At 64.3% G+C, this 19,595-nt stretch carries 17 protein-coding genes; 15 read left to right on the forward strand and 2 right to left on the reverse strand.

Annotated elements, in window-relative coordinates; genetic code table 11:
* Position 1 precedes the first annotated feature (1 nt).
* Positions 2–457, reverse strand: a complete 456-nt coding sequence (locus AC1ROT_RS19655; RefSeq protein WP_492970846.1) for a phosphatidylglycerophosphatase A family protein — start codon at positions 455–457, stop codon at positions 2–4.
* 15 nt (positions 458–472) lie between these two features.
* Entirely contained in the window at positions 473–1,642 is a 1,170-nt protein-coding gene (locus AC1ROT_RS19660) for a bifunctional 2-C-methyl-D-erythritol 4-phosphate cytidylyltransferase/2-C-methyl-D-erythritol 2,4-cyclodiphosphate synthase (protein ID WP_493001044.1), read from the reverse strand.
* Positions 1,643–1,788: 146 nt separating this feature from the next.
* Between AC1ROT_RS19660 and dusB the strand changes: the two genes are divergently transcribed.
* The 15 genes from dusB to tgt all read left to right on the forward strand — a co-directional run bounded on the left by dusB (position 1,789) and on the right by tgt (position 19,573).
* Positions 1,789–2,775: a tRNA dihydrouridine synthase DusB gene (gene dusB, locus AC1ROT_RS19665; protein WP_493001045.1), complete on the forward strand. Its 987-nt coding sequence runs from the start codon at positions 1,789–1,791 to the stop codon at positions 2,773–2,775.
* A 29-nt stretch (positions 2,776–2,804) separates the two neighbouring features.
* Positions 2,805–3,899, forward strand: a complete 1,095-nt coding sequence (locus AC1ROT_RS19670) for a two-component system sensor histidine kinase NtrB (RefSeq protein ID WP_492970843.1) — start codon at positions 2,805–2,807, stop codon at positions 3,897–3,899.
* Positions 3,896–5,344, forward strand: coding sequence for a nitrogen regulation protein NR(I) (ntrC, locus tag AC1ROT_RS19675; RefSeq protein WP_492970842.1), 1,449 nt, complete (start codon positions 3,896–3,898; stop codon positions 5,342–5,344). Before AC1ROT_RS19670 ends, ntrC begins: the two co-directional genes overlap by 4 nt.
* A 118-nt stretch (positions 5,345–5,462) precedes the next feature.
* A complete protein-coding gene (locus tag AC1ROT_RS19680; RefSeq protein WP_493001047.1) occupies positions 5,463–7,808 on the forward strand; it encodes a sensor histidine kinase NtrY-like in 2,346 nt (781 codons plus the stop codon).
* Positions 7,798–9,192 (forward strand): nitrogen assimilation response regulator NtrX, encoded by a 1,395-nt coding sequence (gene ntrX / locus AC1ROT_RS19685; RefSeq protein ID WP_492970840.1) that lies wholly within the window; start codon positions 7,798–7,800, stop codon positions 9,190–9,192. Before AC1ROT_RS19680 ends, ntrX begins: the two co-directional genes overlap by 11 nt.
* Before the next feature lie 19 nt (positions 9,193–9,211).
* The gene (locus tag AC1ROT_RS19690; protein ID WP_493001049.1) at positions 9,212–10,108 is read left to right on the forward strand and encodes a D-amino-acid transaminase; all 897 of its coding nucleotides are present in this window, start codon (positions 9,212–9,214) and stop codon (positions 10,106–10,108) included.
* Between the two features lie 228 nt (positions 10,109–10,336).
* Positions 10,337–10,606, forward strand: a complete 270-nt coding sequence (gene hfq / locus AC1ROT_RS19695) for an RNA chaperone Hfq (protein ID WP_492970838.1) — start codon at positions 10,337–10,339, stop codon at positions 10,604–10,606.
* 76 nt (positions 10,607–10,682) lie between these two features.
* Positions 10,683–12,011 (forward strand): GTPase HflX, encoded by a 1,329-nt coding sequence (gene hflX, locus AC1ROT_RS19700; protein WP_493001051.1) that lies wholly within the window; start codon positions 10,683–10,685, stop codon positions 12,009–12,011.
* The gene (locus AC1ROT_RS19705; protein WP_493001053.1) at positions 12,011–12,841 is read left to right on the forward strand and encodes an inositol monophosphatase family protein; all 831 of its coding nucleotides are present in this window, start codon (positions 12,011–12,013) and stop codon (positions 12,839–12,841) included. Before hflX ends, AC1ROT_RS19705 begins: the two co-directional genes overlap by 1 nt.
* Positions 12,842–12,996: 155 nt before the next feature.
* Positions 12,997–15,729 carry a DNA gyrase subunit A gene (gyrA, locus tag AC1ROT_RS19710; protein WP_493001055.1) on the forward strand — a complete coding sequence of 911 codons (2,733 nt, stop codon included), beginning with the start codon at positions 12,997–12,999 and terminating at the stop codon, positions 15,727–15,729.
* Positions 15,730–15,743: 14 nt separating this feature from the next.
* Positions 15,744–16,265, forward strand: coding sequence for a pantetheine-phosphate adenylyltransferase (gene coaD, locus AC1ROT_RS19715; RefSeq protein ID WP_492970833.1), 522 nt, complete (start codon positions 15,744–15,746; stop codon positions 16,263–16,265).
* Positions 16,262–16,834, forward strand: coding sequence for a peptidylprolyl isomerase (locus tag AC1ROT_RS19720; RefSeq protein ID WP_493001057.1), 573 nt, complete (start codon positions 16,262–16,264; stop codon positions 16,832–16,834). The genes coaD and AC1ROT_RS19720 overlap by 4 nt, the downstream gene beginning before the upstream one ends.
* 11 nt (positions 16,835–16,845) lie before the next feature.
* Positions 16,846–17,328 carry a peptidylprolyl isomerase gene (locus AC1ROT_RS19725; protein WP_492970831.1) on the forward strand — a complete coding sequence of 161 codons (483 nt, stop codon included), beginning with the start codon at positions 16,846–16,848 and terminating at the stop codon, positions 17,326–17,328.
* Positions 17,329–17,369: 41 nt separating this feature from the next.
* Positions 17,370–18,419 (forward strand): tRNA preQ1(34) S-adenosylmethionine ribosyltransferase-isomerase QueA, encoded by a 1,050-nt coding sequence (gene queA / locus AC1ROT_RS19730; protein ID WP_493001059.1) that lies wholly within the window; start codon positions 17,370–17,372, stop codon positions 18,417–18,419.
* Positions 18,416–19,573: a tRNA guanosine(34) transglycosylase Tgt gene (gene tgt / locus AC1ROT_RS19735; protein ID WP_493001061.1), complete on the forward strand. Its 1,158-nt coding sequence runs from the start codon at positions 18,416–18,418 to the stop codon at positions 19,571–19,573. The genes queA and tgt overlap by 4 nt, the downstream gene beginning before the upstream one ends.
* Positions 19,574–19,595 lie beyond the last annotated feature (22 nt).

A 19,595-nucleotide genomic window follows, 5' to 3' on the forward strand; every position in this document is an offset into this window, starting at 1 on the left:
GTCACCAGACGTAGGAAAGCGCGAACATCACCAGCATGCCATAGAGGCCGGCGAACAGATCGTCGACCAGCACACCCGGCGCACCGTTCAGCGTGCGGTCGGCCCAGGAGGCCGGCCAGATTTTCGTGATGTCGAAAAAGCGGAAGACCAGGAAGCCGACGGCATAATGCCACAGATCGAGCGGCACGAAGGCGAGTGTCAGCCACTGGCCGGCGACTTCATCGATCACGATCTCGCCGGGATCGTCGCCAGGCCAGCGCACAAGAAAGAGCCTGATCGCCCAGAGTGCGACAACAGAAACGGCGACGGCGGCGGCGATCAGTAGCCATGGGCCGCCGAGCATCTGCAGGCCCCAGGCAAAGGGCAGGGCGGCCGCCGAGCCCCAGGTGCCGGCGGCAGGCCGCAGCTTGCCGACGCCGAAGAAGGTGGAAATCATGAAGGGCAGGAAATACAGCATGCGGGATTGTGCGTCCTAGCCCGGCAGCCGGATGGTGGCGATGGCCTGTGCCGCGATGCCTTCGCGCCGCCCGGTGAAGCCGAGTTGCTCTGTTGTCGTCGCCTTCACGCTGACGCGGTCGAGGCCGATGCCGATGATTCTGGCAATACGCTGACGCATCGCTTCGCGATGCGGTCCGATCTTCGGCGCTTCGCAGATGATGGTGATGTCGCAATGGCCGATCATGCCATCGCGTTGTGCCACCAGATCGGCGGCATGTTTCAGGAAGGCGGCGCTGTCGGCATTCTTCCAGCGCGGGTCGGATGGCGGGAAATGCTGGCCGATATCGCCATCGCCCAAAGCGCCGAGGATCGCATCGGTCAGCGCATGCAGCGCCACATCGGCATCGGAATGGCCGGCGAGGCCGCGATCATGCGGCACGACAATGCCGCCGATGGTCAGCTTGCGGTGGGGCTCGTCGCTGAAGGCATGCACGTCGAAGCCGGTGCCGGTACGGATGTCGCTGCGCCGGATCATCAGCTGTCGCTCGGCGCGGGCGAAGTCTTCGGGTTCGGTCACCTTGAAATTCTCCTCGGAACCCTGCACCAGCCGCACGGCGAGGCCGGCCTGCTCGGCCACGGCGGCGTCGTCGGTCAGCGCCAGGCCGGCACTCTGGCGATGGGCGGTCAGGATATCGGGAAAGCGGAAGGCCTGCGGGGTTTGGGCCCGCCAAAGACCCTGGCGCTCAACGCCGCTACGGGCCTTGCCCTGGTCGTCGCGTTTCAAGGTATCGACAACCGGGATGGCAAGAACGGCACCTGGCGCTTGTTTGAGCATTTCCAACAGGGCATCGATGTGTTTGTGCTGTAAAAATGGGCGGGCTGCGTCGTGGATCAGCACGGTAGCGGGTTTTTCGACAGCAAGACCCTCAAGACCCAGGCGTACGCTATCCTGCCGGGCGGCACCGCCGAGGCAGGGCGGGGCTAGCCGCCGCTCATTTTCCAGGCCTTGTATCGCGGCGGCATAAGCGGCGGAATCATCGGGGTGGATCACGGCCACGACCCGTGCTATTGCCCCGTGGCGCAGGAATATCTCGATGCTGTGCCGCAGCAGAGATTTTCCACCAAGCATCTGGTATTGTTTAGGTATTTCTCCGCCGGCGCGGCTGCCGCGACCGGCCGCGACGATCAGCGCGGCGTTTTCCATATCCGGCAACCTACCCGAGGCTGCCGGATCAGGCAAAGGCCGGGCGGCAGAGCCGGATATGATCCGACTGCGGAAGTATGTTGCAGCGCAGTAGGAAAGCCTTTATCGTGACCAACAACTGGGCATCCCAGGGAATTGTGTAAAAAATGAGCATAAACGTCGGTCCCGTCTCTATCGCAGAACCCGTCATCCTGGCTCCCATGTCAGGTGTCACGGACTTGCCATTTCGCCGTCTTGTGAAGCGCAGCGGCGCCGGTCTTGTCGTGTCTGAAATGATCGCCTCGGAAGCCATGGTGCGCAGTTCGCGTCAGTCGCTGAAGATGGCACAGAACCTGCCGGAAGAATTCCCGATGTCGGTGCAGCTTGCCGGCTGCGAGGGCCATGTGATGGCCGAGGCCGCGAAGCTCAATGAAGATGGCGGCGCCGCCCTGATCGATATCAACATGGGCTGCCCGGTGAAGAAGGTGGTCAACGGCCATGCCGGCTCGGCGCTGATGCGCGATCTGGATCATGCGAAGACCCTGCTCACGGCCACCGTGAAGGCTGTCAGGCTGCCCGTCACGCTGAAGATGCGCACCGGCTGGGACGACGCCAATCGCAATGCGCCGGAACTGGCGCGCATCGCCGAGGGTGAAGGCATCAAGATGCTCACCGTCCATGGCCGCACACGCAACCAGCTTTACAATGGCCGTGCCGACTGGGGCTTCGTGCGCAAGGTGAAGGAAGCCGTGTCGCTACCTGTCATAGTGAATGGCGACATCACCACGCTGGATGAAGCGAAGGATGCGCTGGAGCAGTCGGGTGCCGATGGCGTGATGATCGGTCGCGGCGCCTATGGCCGCCCGTGGTTCCTGCGCCAGGTCATCGAATTCCTGAAGACCGGCGTGCGTCTGCCCGATCCGGCACTGGATGAGCAGGAAGCCATCGTGCTGGAACATTATGACGCCATGCTGGAGCATTACGGCGTGCAGACCGGCGTGAAGATCGGCCGCAAGCATGTGGCCTGGTATTCCAAGGGTCTGCCGGGTTCGGCCGAGTTCCGCACGCGCATCATGCAAATCGAGGAGCCGGGCCAGGTGCGCCAGGCCATTCGCGATTTCTATGCGCCGCAGCTCGACCGGATGGCGGCTTGATGCAGCCGGCTGACAATATAGAAATTGAAATGAGCAGCATCGATGCGGCCCAGGTCCTGGGCGCCATTCCCAATCCCATCCTCGTCGTCGGCCGGCAGGGCGATATCGCCTATGTGAATCCGGCGGCCGAACAGTTCTTCGATTCCGGCGCCGCCGTGCTGTGCCGGCAGAATCTGCGCGATCTCGTGCCTTTCGGCAGTCCGGTGCTGCAGCTGTTTGCTCAGGTATTCCGCGAGCGCTACAGCGTGGCGGAATACGATGTCGATCTCGGTTCGCCACGTCTGGGCGAGCGCCTGGTCGACGTACAGGTTTCGCCGGTGCCCGAAGCCGAGGATCATGTGATCGTGCGCTTCGACGAGCGCACCATGGCGGCCAAGATCGACCGCGCCCTGACCCATCGCGGCGCGGTGCGTTCGGTGACCGGCATGGCCGCCATTCTTGCCCATGAAGTGAAAAATCCGCTCAGCGGCATTCGCGGCGCGGCGCAGTTGCTGGAAGCCAATTGCAGTCAGGCCGACCGCGAGCTGACCCGTCTGATCTGCGACGAGACCGACCGCATCTGCGCGCTGGTCGACAGCATGGAAGTCTTTTCCGACAAGCGCATCGACCGCGGACCGGTGAATATTCACCAGGTTCTGGAGCATGTGCGCAAGGTGGCCCAGGCTGGCTTTGCCAAGCATCTGCGCTTCGTCGAGCGCTACGATCCGTCGCTGCCGCCGGTGAATGGCAGCCGCGACCAGCTGGTCCAGATCTTCCTGAATCTGGTGAAGAATGCAGCAGAGGCCATTGGCGACGATCCGGGTGGCGAAATCGTGCTGACCACGGCCTACAGGCATGGCGTGCGACTCGCGGTGCGCGGCTCGCGCGACCGGTTGCATTTGCCGCTGGAAGTGACGGTGCAGGATAACGGTCCCGGCGTGCCCGAGGATATCCGCCTTCATCTGTTCGATCCGTTCGTGACAACCAAGGCCAGCGGCTCTGGCCTCGGTCTTGCATTGGTTGCCAAGATCATTGGCGATCACGGGGGCGTTATCGAGTGTGACAGTCGCCCCCGCCGTACCATCTTTAGTGCCCGCCTGCCGGTCCATACCTCGGCGACGGATGAATCCGGAGAGTTAGAATGAGTAATAAGGGCACCATTCTCGTCGCCGACGACGATCGCTCGATCCGCACCGTGCTGGATCAGGCGCTCGGCCGCGTCGGCTACCAGGTGCGCTCGACCGGCAATGCCGCAACCTTGTGGCGCTGGGCATCGGAAGGCGAGGGTGAACTGATCATCACCGATGTGGTGATGCCCGACGAGAATGGCCTGGATCTGCTGCCGCGCATCAAGCGCATCCGCCCCGAACTGCCGATCATCGTGATGAGCGCGCAGAAGACGCTGCTCACTGCCGTCAAGGCCGCCGAACGCGGTGCCTATGACTACCTGCCCAAGCCGTTTGACCTGAAAGAACTGCTGCGCGTTGTCGAACGTGCACTGAGCCAGCCTAAGGCGATGCCGTCGGAAGCCGAGGAGCAGGCCGCCGACGAGGAAAAGCTGCCGCTGATCGGCCGCTCGCCGGCGATGCAGGAAATCTACCGCGTGATGGCGCGTCTGATGGGTACGGATCTCACCGTGCTGATCTATGGCGAGTCCGGTACCGGCAAGGAACTGGTGGCGCGCGCGCTGCACGATTATGGCAAGCGTCGCAACGGACCGTTCGTGGCGCTGAACATGGCCGCCATTCCGCGCGAACTGATCGAAAGCGAGCTGTTCGGCCATGAGAAGGGCGCCTTCACCGGCGCCGCCAGCCGCTATGCGGGCCGCTTCGAGCAGGCTGAAGGCGGCACACTGTTCCTCGACGAGATCGGCGACATGCCGATCGAGGCGCAGACGCGTCTGTTGCGCGTCCTGCAGCAGGGCGAATACACCACCGTCGGCGGCCGGACGCCGATCCGTACCGATGTGCGGATTGTCGCCGCCACCAATCGCGATCTGCGCCAGGCCGTGAACCAGGGTCTGTTCCGCGAAGATCTGTTCTATCGTCTGAACGTCGTGCCGTTGCGGCTGCCGCCGCTGCGCGAACGCAGCGACGATATCCAGGACCTTGTCCGCCACTTCCTCAACCAGGCCTCCGTGCAGGGCTTGCCGCTCAAGACCGTGTCCTCGGAGGCGATGGACCGTCTGCGCCGCTACCGCTGGCCGGGCAACGTGCGCGAGCTGGAAAACCTGGTGCGCCGCCTGGCGGCCCTGTATGCCGATGACGTCATCGGCGTCGAAGTGATCGACAATGAGCTGGCCGAGCCGCCGCAGGCGCCGCGCAGCGCCGAGCCCAGCGAAGAAGAGACGCTGACCGGCGCCATCGAGCGGCACCTGACCAAGTATTTCTCCGCCCAGGGCGACGACCTGCCGCCGCCCGGCCTGTATGACCGCATGCTGCGCGAGCTGGAAATCCCGCTGATCTCGCTCAGCCTGGCGGCCACGCGCGGCAACCAGATCAAGGCCGCGCATATGCTGGGCCTGAACCGCAACACGCTGCGCAAAAAGATCCGCGACCATAATATCCAGGTCATCCGGGGTCTGAAGTAGACTGCGGCGCGCGGCCGGCCGGCTTTGACCGGCCAATCGGGCGGCCCCCGAGGGGTGCCCCGGAGGGCCGGCTGAGCTATGATCGGCCGATGGCCGGCTCAGCACCGATTCACGCCCCATGACCGACGATACGATCCCGGAAACTCCCGTTGCCCCGGGCGTACGGCTGTGGCGGCGCGCCCAGGACTGGTTCCGGCGCCATAACCTGATCCGGCATCTGGAAATCACCCTGGCGGTCGCCGCCGTGGTGGCCGGCACCCTGACCTATCTGGCGATGACGCCGGGCGCCAACCGCGACCTGACGCCGCGCGAGGTGCAGGTCCTGCTGCTCAGCGACCTGATCGTGCTGCTCAGCCTGACCAGCTTGGTTGCCCGCCGCCTGGTGGTGCTGTGGATGCAGCGCCGGCGTGGCGTCGCCGGCTCGCGGCTGCATGCGCGCATGGTGATGATGTTCGCCGCGGTTACGGCGCTGCCCACCGTAATGATGACGGTGTTTGCCGTGCTGTTCTTCAATCTCGGCCTGCAGACCTGGTTCAGCGAGCGCGTGAACACAGCCGTGACGGCTTCGGTCGCGGTGGCCGAAGCCTACATCCAGGAGCATCGCAAGACCATCCGCGCCGATGTGCTGGCCATGGCGGTCGACCTCAATCGCGAAGCGCCGCGCCTGACCCGCAATCCCTTCGCCTTCCAGCAGGCGGTGCGCCAGCTCTCGCGCCTGCGCGGCCTGGGCGAGGCTATTGTCTTCACCTCCACCGGCGAGCTGCTGGCGCGCAACGAGCTCAGCCTGCTGATGGAGTTCGACCGTATCCCGACGCGGGCGATCCAGGATGCCAATGAAGGCCAGGTGGTCATCATCACGGCCGAGACCGATGACCGGGTGCGCGCCCTGGTGCGGCTGGATGGCTATCTGGATGCCTATCTCTATGTCGGCCGCTTCCTCGATGCGAAGGTGCTGAGCGATCTGGAGCGCGCCCGCAACGCGGCGATCCAGTACAGCCGGCTGGAACAGGCGCGTTCGGCGCTGGAGATCAATTTCGCCATCCTGTTCATGCTGGTGTCGCTGCTGCTGTTGCTGGCCGCGATCTGGTTCGGTCTGCTGATCGCCAACCGCCTGATCGCGCCGATTGGCGAGGTGGTGACGGCGGCCGAGCGCATCCGCAGCGGCGACCTGACCGCGCGCGTCACTGAACGCGCCGATGATGACGAACTGGCGACGCTGGGCCGCACCTTCAACCGCATGACCAGCCAGCTTGCCGCCCAGCAGTCCGAACTGATCGCGGCCAATCGCCAGCTCGATGAACGCCGCCGTTTCACCGAAACCGTGCTGGCGGGCGTTTCGGCCGGCGTGATCGGCGTCGATCCGCAGGGACTGGTGACGCTGCCCAATCCGTCGGCCCAGGCGATGCTGCAGAAGAGCTTCGATGACATGGTGGGCCGTCCCTTTGCTGAGGCCGCGCCCGAGATGGCCGAGTTGTTTCAGCAGTTGAGCGATCGCCCGGCCGAGGCGGTCGAGCGCGGCCAGGTAGTGGTGCAGCGTGCCGATGGCGCCCGCACGCTGCTGGTGCGTATTGCCCGCGAGGTCACCGGCAACGAGCTGCTGGGCTATGTCGTCACCTTCGACGATGTCAGCGAACTGGTCGCGGCGCAGCGCAATGCGGCCTGGGCTGATATCGCCCGCCGCATCGCCCATGAAATCAAGAATCCGCTGACGCCGATCCAGCTGTCGGCCGAGCGGCTCAAGCGCAAATACATGAAGGAAGTGCAGACCGATCCGGAGATCTTTGCCCAGTGCACCGACACCATCATCCGTCAGGTTGGCGATATCGGCCGCATGGTTGATGAGTTCTCCACCTTCGCCCGCATGCCGCGTCCGGTCTATCGCGAGGAAGACCTGGGACAGCTGGTGCGCCAGGGCGTCTTCCTGCAGCAGGTGGCGCGACCCGATATCCGCTTCGAGACCGATCTGCCGGTCACGCCGGTGCGCATCAACTGTGATGCGCGGCAGGTGGCGCAGGTGCTGACCAATATCCTGCAGAATGCCGTCGACGCGATCGATGGCCGCGAACGGCCGGCTGGCGTGACAATGCCGCAGGGCCATATTTCAATCGGTCTGCGGATCAATGAGACGGCGGCCGATATCACGGTGATTGACAATGGCCGCGGCCTGCCCAGCGAAAACCGCGACCGTCTGTTCGAGCCCTATGTCACCACGCGCACCAAGGGCACGGGCCTGGGCCTCGCCATCGTCAAGAAGATCATCGAGGAGCATGGCGGCACCATTTCGCTCAGCGATGCCGCCCTGTTTGATCCGGCGGCCAAAAATGGTAGCTTGGCGCGCATCAGGCTGCCGGGCGTCATTATCGGCGATACCGCAGAGGCCGATGGCGCCGGTCAGAATGGCGGGCCGCTGAAGAGCCAGGAAACGCTACGCAGATTGTTGGGTTCGGATCGTCATGGCGCGTGACATTCTTATTGTTGATGACGAGGCGGATATCCGCAATCTGGTCGGCGGCATCCTGCAGGATGAAGGCTATGAAGTGCGCATGGCCGGCGATTCAGACGGCGCCCTGCGCGAGATCGAGGCACGCCGGCCCAATGCGGTGATCCTGGATATCTGGCTGCAGGGCAGCAAGCTGGACGGCCTGGAGATTCTCGACCGCATCATCCGCGATCACAGCACCGTGCCGGTGGTGATGATTTCCGGCCATGGCAATATCGAAACCGCGGTTTCCGCCATCAAGCGCGGCGCTTACGACTACATCGAGAAGCCGTTCAAGAGCGACCGGCTGCTGCTGCTGGTCGAGCGTGCGCTGGAACAGGCGCGGCTGAAGCGCGAGAATCTGGACCTGCGCCAGCGTTCGGGTACGGCCATCGACCTGATCGGCGCCTCGCCGGCGATTACCGCGCTGCGCCAGGCCGTCGACCGCGTGGCGCCGACCAACAGCCGCGTGCTGATCTCCGGTCCCCCGGGCGCCGGCAAGGAAATGATCGCCCGCCAGCTGCACCAGCGTTCGCGCCGGGCCGGGGCCGCTTTCGTGGTCTTCAATGTTGCCACCGTGACGCCAGACCGCCTGGAGCAGGAGCTGTTCGGCATCGAGGAGCAGGTGAACGGCCAGCGGCAGCACAAGATCGGTGTGCTGGAAGAGGCCCATGGCGGCACGCTGTTCCTGGACGAGGTCGCCGAAATGTCGGGCGAGGCGCAGGCCAAGCTGCTGCGCGTGTTGACCGAACAGAGTTTCGAGCGCGTTGGCGGCCGCACCCGCGTGCAGGTCGATGTGCGTATCGTGTCGGGCACGGCCCATGACCTGACCGCGCGGGTGGGGCAGGGCCAGTTCCGGCAGGATCTGTTCCATCGCCTGAATGTCGTGCCGCTGAAAGTGCCGGCCCTGCGCGACCGCCGCGAGGATATCCCGCTGCTGGTCCGGCATTTCACTCAGGTCGAGGCGCAGCGCCAGGGCGTGCCGCCGCGTGAGCTGGCGGAAGATGCGCTGCTGGCCATGCAGTCGGCGGAATGGCCCGGCAATGTGCGCGAACTGCGCAATGCCGTGGCGCGCCTGCTGATAATGTTGCCGGCCGAGCAGAAGGGCATGATCCATGCCGACATGCTGCCGGCCGATCTGGGCGCCACGCCGCCGGTGGCGCTGCGCCCGGAAACCACCACGGAAGTGATGGCGCTGCCGCTGCGCGAAGCGCGCGAGATGTTCGAGCGCGAATACCTGCTGGCACAGATCACCCGCTTCGGCGGCAATGTCTCGCGCACGGCGAGTTTCATCGGCATGGAGCGTTCGGCGCTGCATCGCAAGCTGAAGGCTCTTGGCGTCGTCAATCTGGATCGCAACGCTAACTGATTTCGAAAGGCAGCAACGGATGTCGCGTGTCGTCTATGTCAATGGCCAGTATGTGCCCTACGGGCAGGCCGCCGTTCATGTGGAAGACCGCGGGTTCCAGTTCGCCGACGGCGTGTATGAAGTGATTGCCGTGATCAACGGCCGTCTGGTCGATCTTGCCGGTCATCTGGATCGGCTCGATCGCAGCCTGGATGAATTGCGCATCGACCGGCCGATGGCGCGCGGCCCGCTGAAGGTGGTGCTGAACGAAACCGTTCGGCGCAATCGCGTGCGCGAGGGCAGCATCTATCTGCAGGTCACCCGCGGTGCGGCGCGGCGCGAATTCAGCTTCCCCGTCGACACCCCGCCCAGCCTGATCGCCATCGGCCGCCACGCCGATATGAAAAAAGCCGGGGAGAAGGCTGCCAGGGGCGTTGCGGCGATCACGCGGCCCGATATCCGCTGGGGCCGCTGCGACATCAAGACGGTCGGGCTGCTGCCGGCGGCTCTGGCCAAGCAGGCCGCGAAAGAGGCCGGCGCCTATGAGGCCTGGTTGGTTGACCGCGACGGCTTTGTCACCGAAGGCAGTTCGTCGAATGCCTGGATCGTGACCAAGGACAATGTGCTGGTCACCCGCAAGCTCGGCACCAACATCCTGGGCGGCATCACCCGCAACGCGGTGATCGAACTGGCGAAGCGCGAGGGGCTGAAATTCGAGGAACGCGCCTTTACGGTGGCCGAGGCTCTGGATGCCAAAGAGGCGTTCGTGTCCTCGACCACGTCCTATGTCATGCCCATCGTGACACTGGACGGCAAGCCGATCGGCAATGGCGGTCCGGGCGTGGTGGCATCGAAGCTGCGCAGCCTTTACGAGGCTCATGCCGAGAGCCATGGCGGCGGCAAGGCCGACTGGGACGCACCCTTCCTGGCCCCCTGAATTCTGCTCCGCAGATTGGCCGTATCAGTGGCGCGCAGCCCATCCATGGCTGGCGTGACCCGATGCCGCAGTGCACGCCATTCTTTTGCCACTTTCGCCGAATAGTGCTTTAATTCCTGCGTGAGGGGCAGCGGCCGCCGCCCCCGCAGGACCGGTTCGGTGCGTATAGGCCGACTGGTAAAAAAATAAAATAAATACAACAACATAAGAAAAGAAAGGTCCATAACAATGGCCGCCGACAAGCCTCAGAACGTCCAGGACGTTTTCCTCAATCACATCCGCAAGACCAAGACCCCGGTGACCGTCTTCCTCGTCAACGGCGTCAAGCTGCAGGGCATCATCAGCTGGTTCGACAACTTCTCGGTGCTGCTGCGCCGCGACGGTCACATGCAGCTGGTCTACAAGCATGCCATCTCGACCGTGATGCCGTCGGGCCCGATCCAGCTCTTCGACCCGGCCGCAGCCGGCGAAAAGACCAGTGCCGGGGAACAGGGCTGACCCACGCGGGTTTTATCCCCCGGGACGGTGCCCCAGCTTAGTGCATTGAGGCCGGTGCATCGTGTAAGTTTGGCTCATGTCTGATCATGACACTCTGGAAGACGAGCGCGCCCGCCGCGCGCTCGTCCTTCATCCATTTCTGAAGTCCGCCCATGCCAAGGCCGTGGCCCCCAGCCAGCGCCGCCGCCCGGAGGCGCGTCTGGACGAGGCCGTTGGCCTGGCCGCCGCCATCAACCTGGATGTTGTGCGCAGCGATGCCGTGCCGCTGTCCAACTGGCGTCCGGGCACCCTGATGGGGCCGGGCAAGGTGGAAGAGCTGGCCGCCTGGATCGTCGAGAACCCGGTCGATGTGGTGATCGTCGATGCAGCGGTTACGCCGGTGCAGCAGCGCAACCTGGAACGCGGCCTGAAGGCCAAGGTGATCGATCGCACCGGGCTGATCCTGGAAATCTTTGGCGCCCGCGCCCGCACCAAGGAAGGCCGCCTGCAGGTCGAACTGGCGCATCTGAATTACCAGCGCTCGCGCCTGGTGCGGTCGTGGACCCACCTTGAACGCCAGCGCGGCGGTTTCGGCTTCCTCGGCGGTCCCGGTGAAAGCCAGCTCGAAATCGACCGTCGCCTGATCGGCGACCGTATCATCCGTATCAAGGAAGACCTGGCGCAGGTGGTGAACACCCGCTCGCTGCACCGACGCGCGCGCCAGAAAATCCCGTATCCGGTGGTGGCGCTGGTCGGCTACACCAATGCCGGCAAGTCGACGCTGTTCAACCGGCTGACGCAATCCGAAGTCTTTGCCAAGGACCTGCTGTTCGCCACCCTGGACCCCACCATGCGCGACCTGCGCCTGCCGTCCGGGCGCAACATCATCCTGAGCGACACAGTCGGTTTCATTTCCGAACTGCCCACCCATCTGGTCGCCGCCTTCCGCGCCACCCTGGAAGAGGTGATCTCGGCCGACGTGGTGCTGCATGTGCGCGACCTGTCGCACCCTGACACGGAGGCCCAGGCCGCCGATGTACAGGATGTGCTGACCTCGCTGGGCATCGGCGAAACCAGCGGCCATCGCCGGCTGGAAGCCTGGAACAAGGCCGATCTGCTGCCGATGGATGAACGCGAGACCCTGCAGAACCAGGCCGACCGCCAGGAGGATGTGGTGCTGATCTCGGCGCTGGACGGGTCTGGCTGCGACACACTGCTGCAACGCATCGATGACATGTTGGGCAGCGACCGGGTCGAACTGGATGTCACGCTGAATGCCGGCGACGGCGCGGCCATCGCCTGGCTGCATCGCCATGGCGAGGTGCTGGACATGCAGGAGGCCGATGGCCATCTAAAGCTCTCGGTCGCCCTGAGCCAGGCGGAAGCGGGCAAATGGCTCAAGCGCCAGGAAGGGAAAGCCGTGTAATGGCTGTACAGATCGACATGGACGCCGTTCGGCTGCTGATGGAAGAGGCGGCGCGCACCACCATCCTGCCGCATTTCCGCAAGCTCAAGGCCGGCGATATCGACCAGAAGGCCGGGCCCCATGACGTGGTGACCGTGGCCGACAAGGCCTCGGAAGCGTTTCTCACGCCGCGCCTGCAGGCCCTGGTGCCCGGATCCACCGTGGTGGGCGAGGAGGCCAGCAGCGCCGACGAGGGCATCATGGATGCCTTGCGGCGCCCTGGATATGCCTGGCTGATCGATCCCATCGACGGCACCGCCAATTTCGCCGTCGGCAGCCAGCTGTTCGCCGTGATGGTGGCGCTGGTGAAGGATGGCGATGCGGTCGCCGCCTGGATCTATGATCCGATCCGCAACATCTGCGCCATGGCCGAGAAGGGCAAGGGCACCGTGATCCGCGAGGCCGATGGCACGCTGCGCAAGATCAGCATGCCGAAACCGCCATCGCTGGCGCATCTCTCGGGCGCGCCCAATCTGCGTTACGGCGACCGCGACTTTGCCGCGCGCATTGCCCATCGCATGGACAAGACCGCCGGCGTGATGATCCTGCGCTGCGCCGGTCAGGAATACCTCGCCATGCTGGACGGCCATTTCCATTACGCGGTCTACAACCGCGCCATGCCCTGGGATCACACCGCCGGCTGCCTGCTGATTTCAGAGGCCGGCGGCATCGCCAAACGGCTCGATGGCAGCCTCTATCGCGCTGCCGACAAGCCCTTCATCAGCCCGCTGGTGGCCGCCTGCGGCGAAGACCAGTGGATGTGGCTGAAAACCGGTATTTTCGACCCCTGATTTTGGGGTCTGAAACAGGCCCCGCGGCATTGCTGCAACGCCCTCCGACATGGTAGTTTTTCCGGCCTGATTCCAGGGCCGAATCCGGCCCGTGCGGGCCGTGTGATTCGCCCGCAAAATCGCCCGCAGCACTCTCATTTCCGGACGCCCGTTTCGTGACCGATCAGACCAAGACGCAGGACATCCAGCCGATCTCCATCGAAGAGGAGATGCAGCGCTCATACCTCGGTTACGCCATGAGCGTGATCGTGTCGCGCGCGCTGCCCGATGCGCGCGATGGCCTGAAACCGGTGCACCGGCGCATCCTGTTCTCGATGCACGAGAACGGCTACACCTCCGACAAGGCCTATCGTAAATCGGCCCGCGTGGTCGGTGACGTGATGGGTAAATATCATCCCCATGGCGACCAGTCGATTTACGACGCCATGGTGCGCATGGCGCAGCCGTTTTCGATGAGTCAGCTGCTGCTCGACGGCCAGGGCAACTTCGGCTCGATGGACGGCGATAAGGCTGCCGCGATGCGTTACACCGAAATCCGTCTGGAAAAGGCGGCGGAAGCGCTGCTGACGGATATCGACAAGGACACCATCGATTACCAGTCGAACTACGACGACAGCACCCGCGAACCCACGGTGTTGCCAGCCCAGTTTCCCAATCTGCTGGTGAATGGCGCCAACGGCATTGCCGTCGGCATGGCCACCAACATCCCGCCCCATAACATGGGCGAGGTGATCGACGCCTGCTGCGCCTATGTCGACAATCCGGAAATCACGCTGGAGCAGCTGCTGGAAATCCTGCCGGCGCCCGATTTCCCCACCGGCGGTATTATTCTGGGCCGGGCCGGCGCCAAGTCGGCCATGTGGACCGGCCGCGGCTCGGTGATCGTGCGCGGCAAGGTACATTTCGAGGAAATCCGCAAGGACCGCGAAGCCATCATCATCACCGAGATCCCGTTCCAGGTGAACAAGGCCTCGATGATCGAGAAGATGGCCGAACTGGTGCGCGCCAAGAAGATCGAAGGCATCTCCGACCTGCGCGACGAGTCCGACCGTGATGGCGTGCGCGTGGTGGTCGAGATCAAGCGCGACGCCATGGCCGACGTGGTGCTGAACCAGCTCTACCGCTTCACCCCGCTGCAGAGCAGCTTCGGCGTCAACATGCTGGCCCTGAATGCCGGCAAGCCGGAACTGCTGAACATCAAGCAGCTGATCGGCGCTTTTGTGAACTTCCGCGAGGAAGTGATCCTGCGTCGTACCCGATTCCTGCTGAACAAAGCGCGCGACCGCGCCCATGTCCTCGTTGGCCTGGCCATTGCGGTGGCCAATATCGACGAGGTGATCAAGACCATCCGCGCCGCGCCCGATCCGCAGACCGCGCGCGAACAGCTGATGACCCGCGAATGGCCGGCCTCCGACGTGGCCGACATGATTAGCCTGATCGACGATCTGAGCCACAAGGTGATCGACGGCAAGTACAAGCTGTCGGAAACCCAGGCCCGCGCCATCCTCGACCTGCGCCTGCAGCGCCTGACGGCGCTCGGCCGCGACGAGATCGTCGACGAGATGAAGACGCTTGCCGTCGAGATCAACGAGTATCTCTCCATTCTCGGCAACCGCGATAAGCTGATGGGCATCCTGCGCGCCGAGCTGGTTTCGGTGCGCGAGCGCTTTGCCGTGCCGCGCCGGACCCAGATCGCCGAGATGGAGTTCGAGCAGGATGACGAAGACCTGATCCAGCGCGAAGACATGGTGCTGACGGTCAGCTTCGGCGGCTATGTCAAACGCACGCCGCTGTCGACCTACCGCCTGCAGAAGCGTGGCGGCAAGGGCCGCACCGGCATGAGCACCAAGGACGAGGATTTCGTCACCCGCGTGCTGGTCGCCAGCACCCATACGCCGGTGCTGTTCTTCTCCAATATCGGCCGCGTCTACAAGCTGAAGGTCTATCGCCTGCCGGAAGGCACGCCGCAGTCGCGCGGCAAGGCCTTTGTGAACCTGCTGCCGCTGGCCGACGGCGAAAAGATCACCCAGGTGCTGCCGCTGCCCGAGGACGAGGCGAAGTGGGGCGAACTGCATGTCATGTTCGCCACCGCCAAGGGTTATGTCCGCCGCAACGACCTGAGCGATTTCGTCTCGATCAATGCCAATGGCAAGATCGCCATGAAGTTCGAGGGCGAGGATGCCGACGACCGTCTGATCGGCGTGCTGCCCTGCACCGAGCAGGACGATATCGTGCTGGCCTCCTATGCCGGCAAATGCGTGCGCTTCCCGGTCGATGATGTCCGCACCTTCCAGAGCCGTGCTTCCACCGGCGTGCGCGGCATGAAGCTGGCCGACGAGGATCATGTGATCTCGATGTCGGTGCTGCGCCATATCGAGACCTCGGCCGAAGAGCGCGAGGCCTATCTCAAATATGCCACGGCCCAGCGCCGTATCCGCGAAGGCGAAACCGGCGTCGAGCTGGCGTCCGACCTGCCCATGCAGCGCATAACCGAATTGCAGGCCGCCGAGCAGTTCATCCTGACCGCCACCGAAAAGGGCTACGGCAAGCGCAGTTCGGCTTACGAATATCGCATCACCAGCCGCGGCGGTTCGGGCATCATCAACATCGAGACCACGCCGAAGAACGGCAATGTTGCCGCCGCCTTCCCGGTGGAGCATGACGACCAGATCATGCTGGTCACCGATGGCGGCCAGGTGATCCGTTGCCCGGTCGACGATATCCGCATTGCCGGCCGCAGCACCCAGGGCGTTATCATCTTCAAGCTGGGCGACGGCGAGAAGGTTGCGTCGGTCGCCCATTTGCCGGAAAGTGGCCCGAATGAAGCCGGCCAGGACGAAGGTCCGGCCGAGGAAACGGGCGACACGGCGGGTGATACGCCGGAGTAATCTGGGGAGAGCGAATGACCAAGCAGCGGATCGGATTGTACCCGGGCACTTTCGATCCGGTTACCAAGGGTCATTACGACATCATCAAGCGCGCGGCCAAGCTGGTCGACAAGCTGGTGGTCGGCGTCGCTGTCAATGTCGGCAAGGGTCCGCTGTTCTCGATGGAAGAGCGCGTCGATATGGTGCGCGAGGAAATCGGCCCGCTGATGCCCGGCGCCACCGAGTTCGAGGTCAAGCCGTTTTCCAACCTGCTGATGCATTTCGCCATGGACCTGGGCGCAGTGATGATCATCCGCGGCCTGCGCGCCGTGTCGGATTTCGAATACGAATTCCAGATGGTCGGCATGAATGCCCGGCTGAATTCCGAGATCGAGACTGTTTTCCTGATGGCCTCTGACAATCATCAGTTCATCGCATCCCGCCTGGTCAAGGAAATCGCCATGCTGGGTGGCGACATCGCGCCGTTCGTATCGCCGCGCGTGGCCGAACGCATGCGGGTGAGCATCGCGGCCCTCAAGGAAAAAGGCGAAGCATGATTTCCAATCGTCTTCTGCGGCGTCAGTTCATCACGCTCGGTCTGGGTCTGGCCGCCGCGCTCTCGTTGCCATTCGCCGCCCGAGCGCAGGGCCGGACCGATCCGGAAAACACCCTGCTTCTCGACCTGCAGTTCGGTCAGGTGGTGATCGCGATGCGCCCCGACCTGGCGCCGAACCACGTGAAGCGCATCAAGGAACTGGTGCGCAAGAATTTCTATGACGGTACGGTCTTCCATCGCGTGATCCGCGGCTTCATGGCGCAGGGCGGCGATCCGACCGGCACCGGTGCCGGCGGTTCCGGCCAGAAGCTGAATGCCGAATTCAGCCGCGAACCGCACAAGCGCGGCACCGTATCGATGGCGCGTTCCAACCAGCCGAACAGCGCCGACAGCCAGTTCTTCATCTGCCTCGACGACGCCCCGCATCTGGACGGCCAGTACACCGTCTGGGGCCGCGTGGTCAGCGGCATGGAATTCGTCGACCGCATCAAGAAGGGCGCGCCGGGCAGCGGCGCCGTCGACGACCCTGACAAGATTGTTCGCCTGCGCGTTGCAGCCGACGCCAAGTAAAAGGACTTCCCATGAGCGACGACCTGGACAACACCCTCTATCTCGAGCTGAAGGACGGTCGCGTCACCATCAAGCTGCGCCCCGATCTGGCGCCGAACCATGTGAAGCGCATCAAGGAGCTGGCGAGCCAGCATTTCTACGATGGCCTCAAGTTCCATCGCGTGATCGAAGGCTTCATGGCGCAGACCGGCGATCCGCGGGGCGATGGCACCGGCGGTTCGGGCGAGAACCTGAAGGCGGAATTCTCCAAGGAGCCGCATGTGCGCGGCACCTGCTCGATGGCGCGCGCCCAGAATCCGAACAGCGCCGACAGCCAGTTCTTCATCTGCTTCGCCGACGCCCGCTTCCTCGATGGCCAGTATACCGTCTGGGGCGAGGTGACCGAGGGTATGGAGCATGTCGACGCCATCAAGCGCGGCAACCAGGCCCGCAATGGCAGCGTGACCGATCCCGACAAGATCATCACGATGCGCGTCGCCACCGACGCCGACTGATCGCGGCCCGCCCCGGATTTCCGGGGGGTGAGGGCAGAGACATGCTGGTTTCCGATTTCGACTTCGACCTGCCGGCGCATCTGATCGCCGAGCGGCCGGCCGTGCCGCGGGAAGCCGCGCGGCTGCTGCATGTGGCTGGCGGCATCGACCCTGCGGCCTATACGGTGGCCGACCTGCCGCGGCTGCTGAAGGCCGGCGACCTGCTGGTCTTCAATGATACCCGGGTAATCCCGGCGCGGCTCTATGGCCGGCGCGAACGCGATCCCGAGGTCCGTCTGGAAGCCCTGCTGCTGAAATCGCTCGGCGACCGCTGCTGGACCGTGATGGCCAAACCGGCCAAGCGCCTGAAGGAGGGTGACCGCGCGCTGTTCGACGGCGGCATCACCGCCGAGATGGTCGAGCGCCGCGACGATCAACTGGTGCTGCGCTTCGACCGCGACGATACGGCGTTGCTGCTGGCCCTGAACGAGTCCGGCGCCATGCCGCTGCCGCCCTATATCGTGGCCCAGCGCAGGGCCGATGCGCAGGACAAGACCGACTACCAGACGGTGTTCGCCGAAAAGACCGGCGCGATTGCCGCGCCCACGGCCGGCCTGCATTTCACGCCCGCCCTGATCGAGACGCTGAAAGCCGCCGACATCGGCTTTGCCCGCGTGACGCTGCATGTCGGCGCCGGCACCTTCCTGCCGGTCAAGGTCGACCGGGTGGAAGACCATAAAATGCATGCCGAATGGGGCGAGGTGACGGCCGAGACCGTGGCGGCCATCGCGGAGACGAAGGCGCGCGGCGGCCGGGTGATCGCCATCGGCACGACGTCGCTGCGGCTGCTGGAAAGCGCCGCCCGTGACGGAGCCTTGAAGCCTTTTGCCGGCGAGACCGATATCTTCATCACGCCGGGCTTCCGGTTCCGGGCGGCGGATGGCCTGATGACCAACTTCCATCTGCCCAAATCCACCCTGCTGATGCTGGTCGCGGCCTTTGTGGGGCAGGGGCTGCAGCGGGCGATCTACCGGGAAGCCGTGGAGAAGGGCTTCCGTTTCTACTCTTACGGCGATACAAGCCTGCTGTTCAGACAGGCCCAGCCCACATGACCCTTCGTTTCTCCGTATCCGCCCGCGATGGCGCCGCCCGCCAGGGCCGGCTCGAAACCGCCCATGGCGCCATCGATACGCCGACCTTCATGCCGGTGGGCACGGCGGCGACCGTGAAGGCGATGACGCCCGAGGCGGTGGCCGAGACCGGCGCGCAGATCATTCTGGGCAATACCTATCACCTGATGCTGCGGCCGACGGCCGAGCGCGTCGCCAAGATGGGCGGCCTGCACAAATTCATGAACTGGGCCGGCCCGATTCTGACCGATTCCGGCGGCTTCCAGGTGATGTCGCTGTCACAGCTCAACAAGGTCACGGAACAGGGCGTCGCCTTCCAGTCGCATATCGACGGTGCGCGCTACGAACTGACGCCGGAACGCTCGATCGAAATCCAGGACCTGCTGGATGCGACCATCACCATGCAGCTCGATGAATGCGTCAAGCTGCCGGCCGACGACAGGCGCGTCTCTGAAGCCATGCAGCTTAGCCTGCGCTGGGCCGAACGCTGCAAGACGGCGTTCCGGCAGCGCGCGGGCTATGGCCTGTTCGGCATCGTGCAGGGCGGCACCAACGGGAGCTTGCGCGAAGAGTCGGCCAAGGGCCTGATCAAAACCGGCTTCGACGGCTATGCCGTCGGCGGCCTGGCGGTGGGCGAGACGCAGGCAGAAATGTTCGGCACGCTGGATGTGACCGTGCCGCATCTGCCGCAGGATCGGCCACGCTACCTGATGGGCGTGGGCAAGCCATCGGATCTCGTGGGCGCGGTGCAGCGCGGCATCGATATGTTCGATTGCGTGATGCCGACGCGCTCCGGCCGCAACGGCCAGGCCTTCACCCGGCGCGGCACGATCAATATCCGCAACGCCCGCCATGCCGAGGATCCGCGGCCGCTGGACGAGCGATGCCGCTGCCCGGCCTGCCGCAGCTACAGCCGCGCCTATCTGCATCATCTGGTCCGCTCGGATGAAATCCTTGGCTCGATGCTGATGACCCAGCATAACCTGACCTATTATCAGGATCTGATGATCGGCATGCGCGCGGCTATTGGCGAACAGCGCCTTGATGCTTTCGCCGCCGATTTCCATGCCGGACAGGCGCAGGGAGATATTTCCATGGGCGATGTTGAAGCGCTGGGTGGTGGGGAGCCGCGGTAGCCATGCTGCTGCGGCATCTGAA

The sequence above is a fragment of the Ferrovibrio sp. GW821-FHT12E11 genome (genome assembly GCF_058806975.1).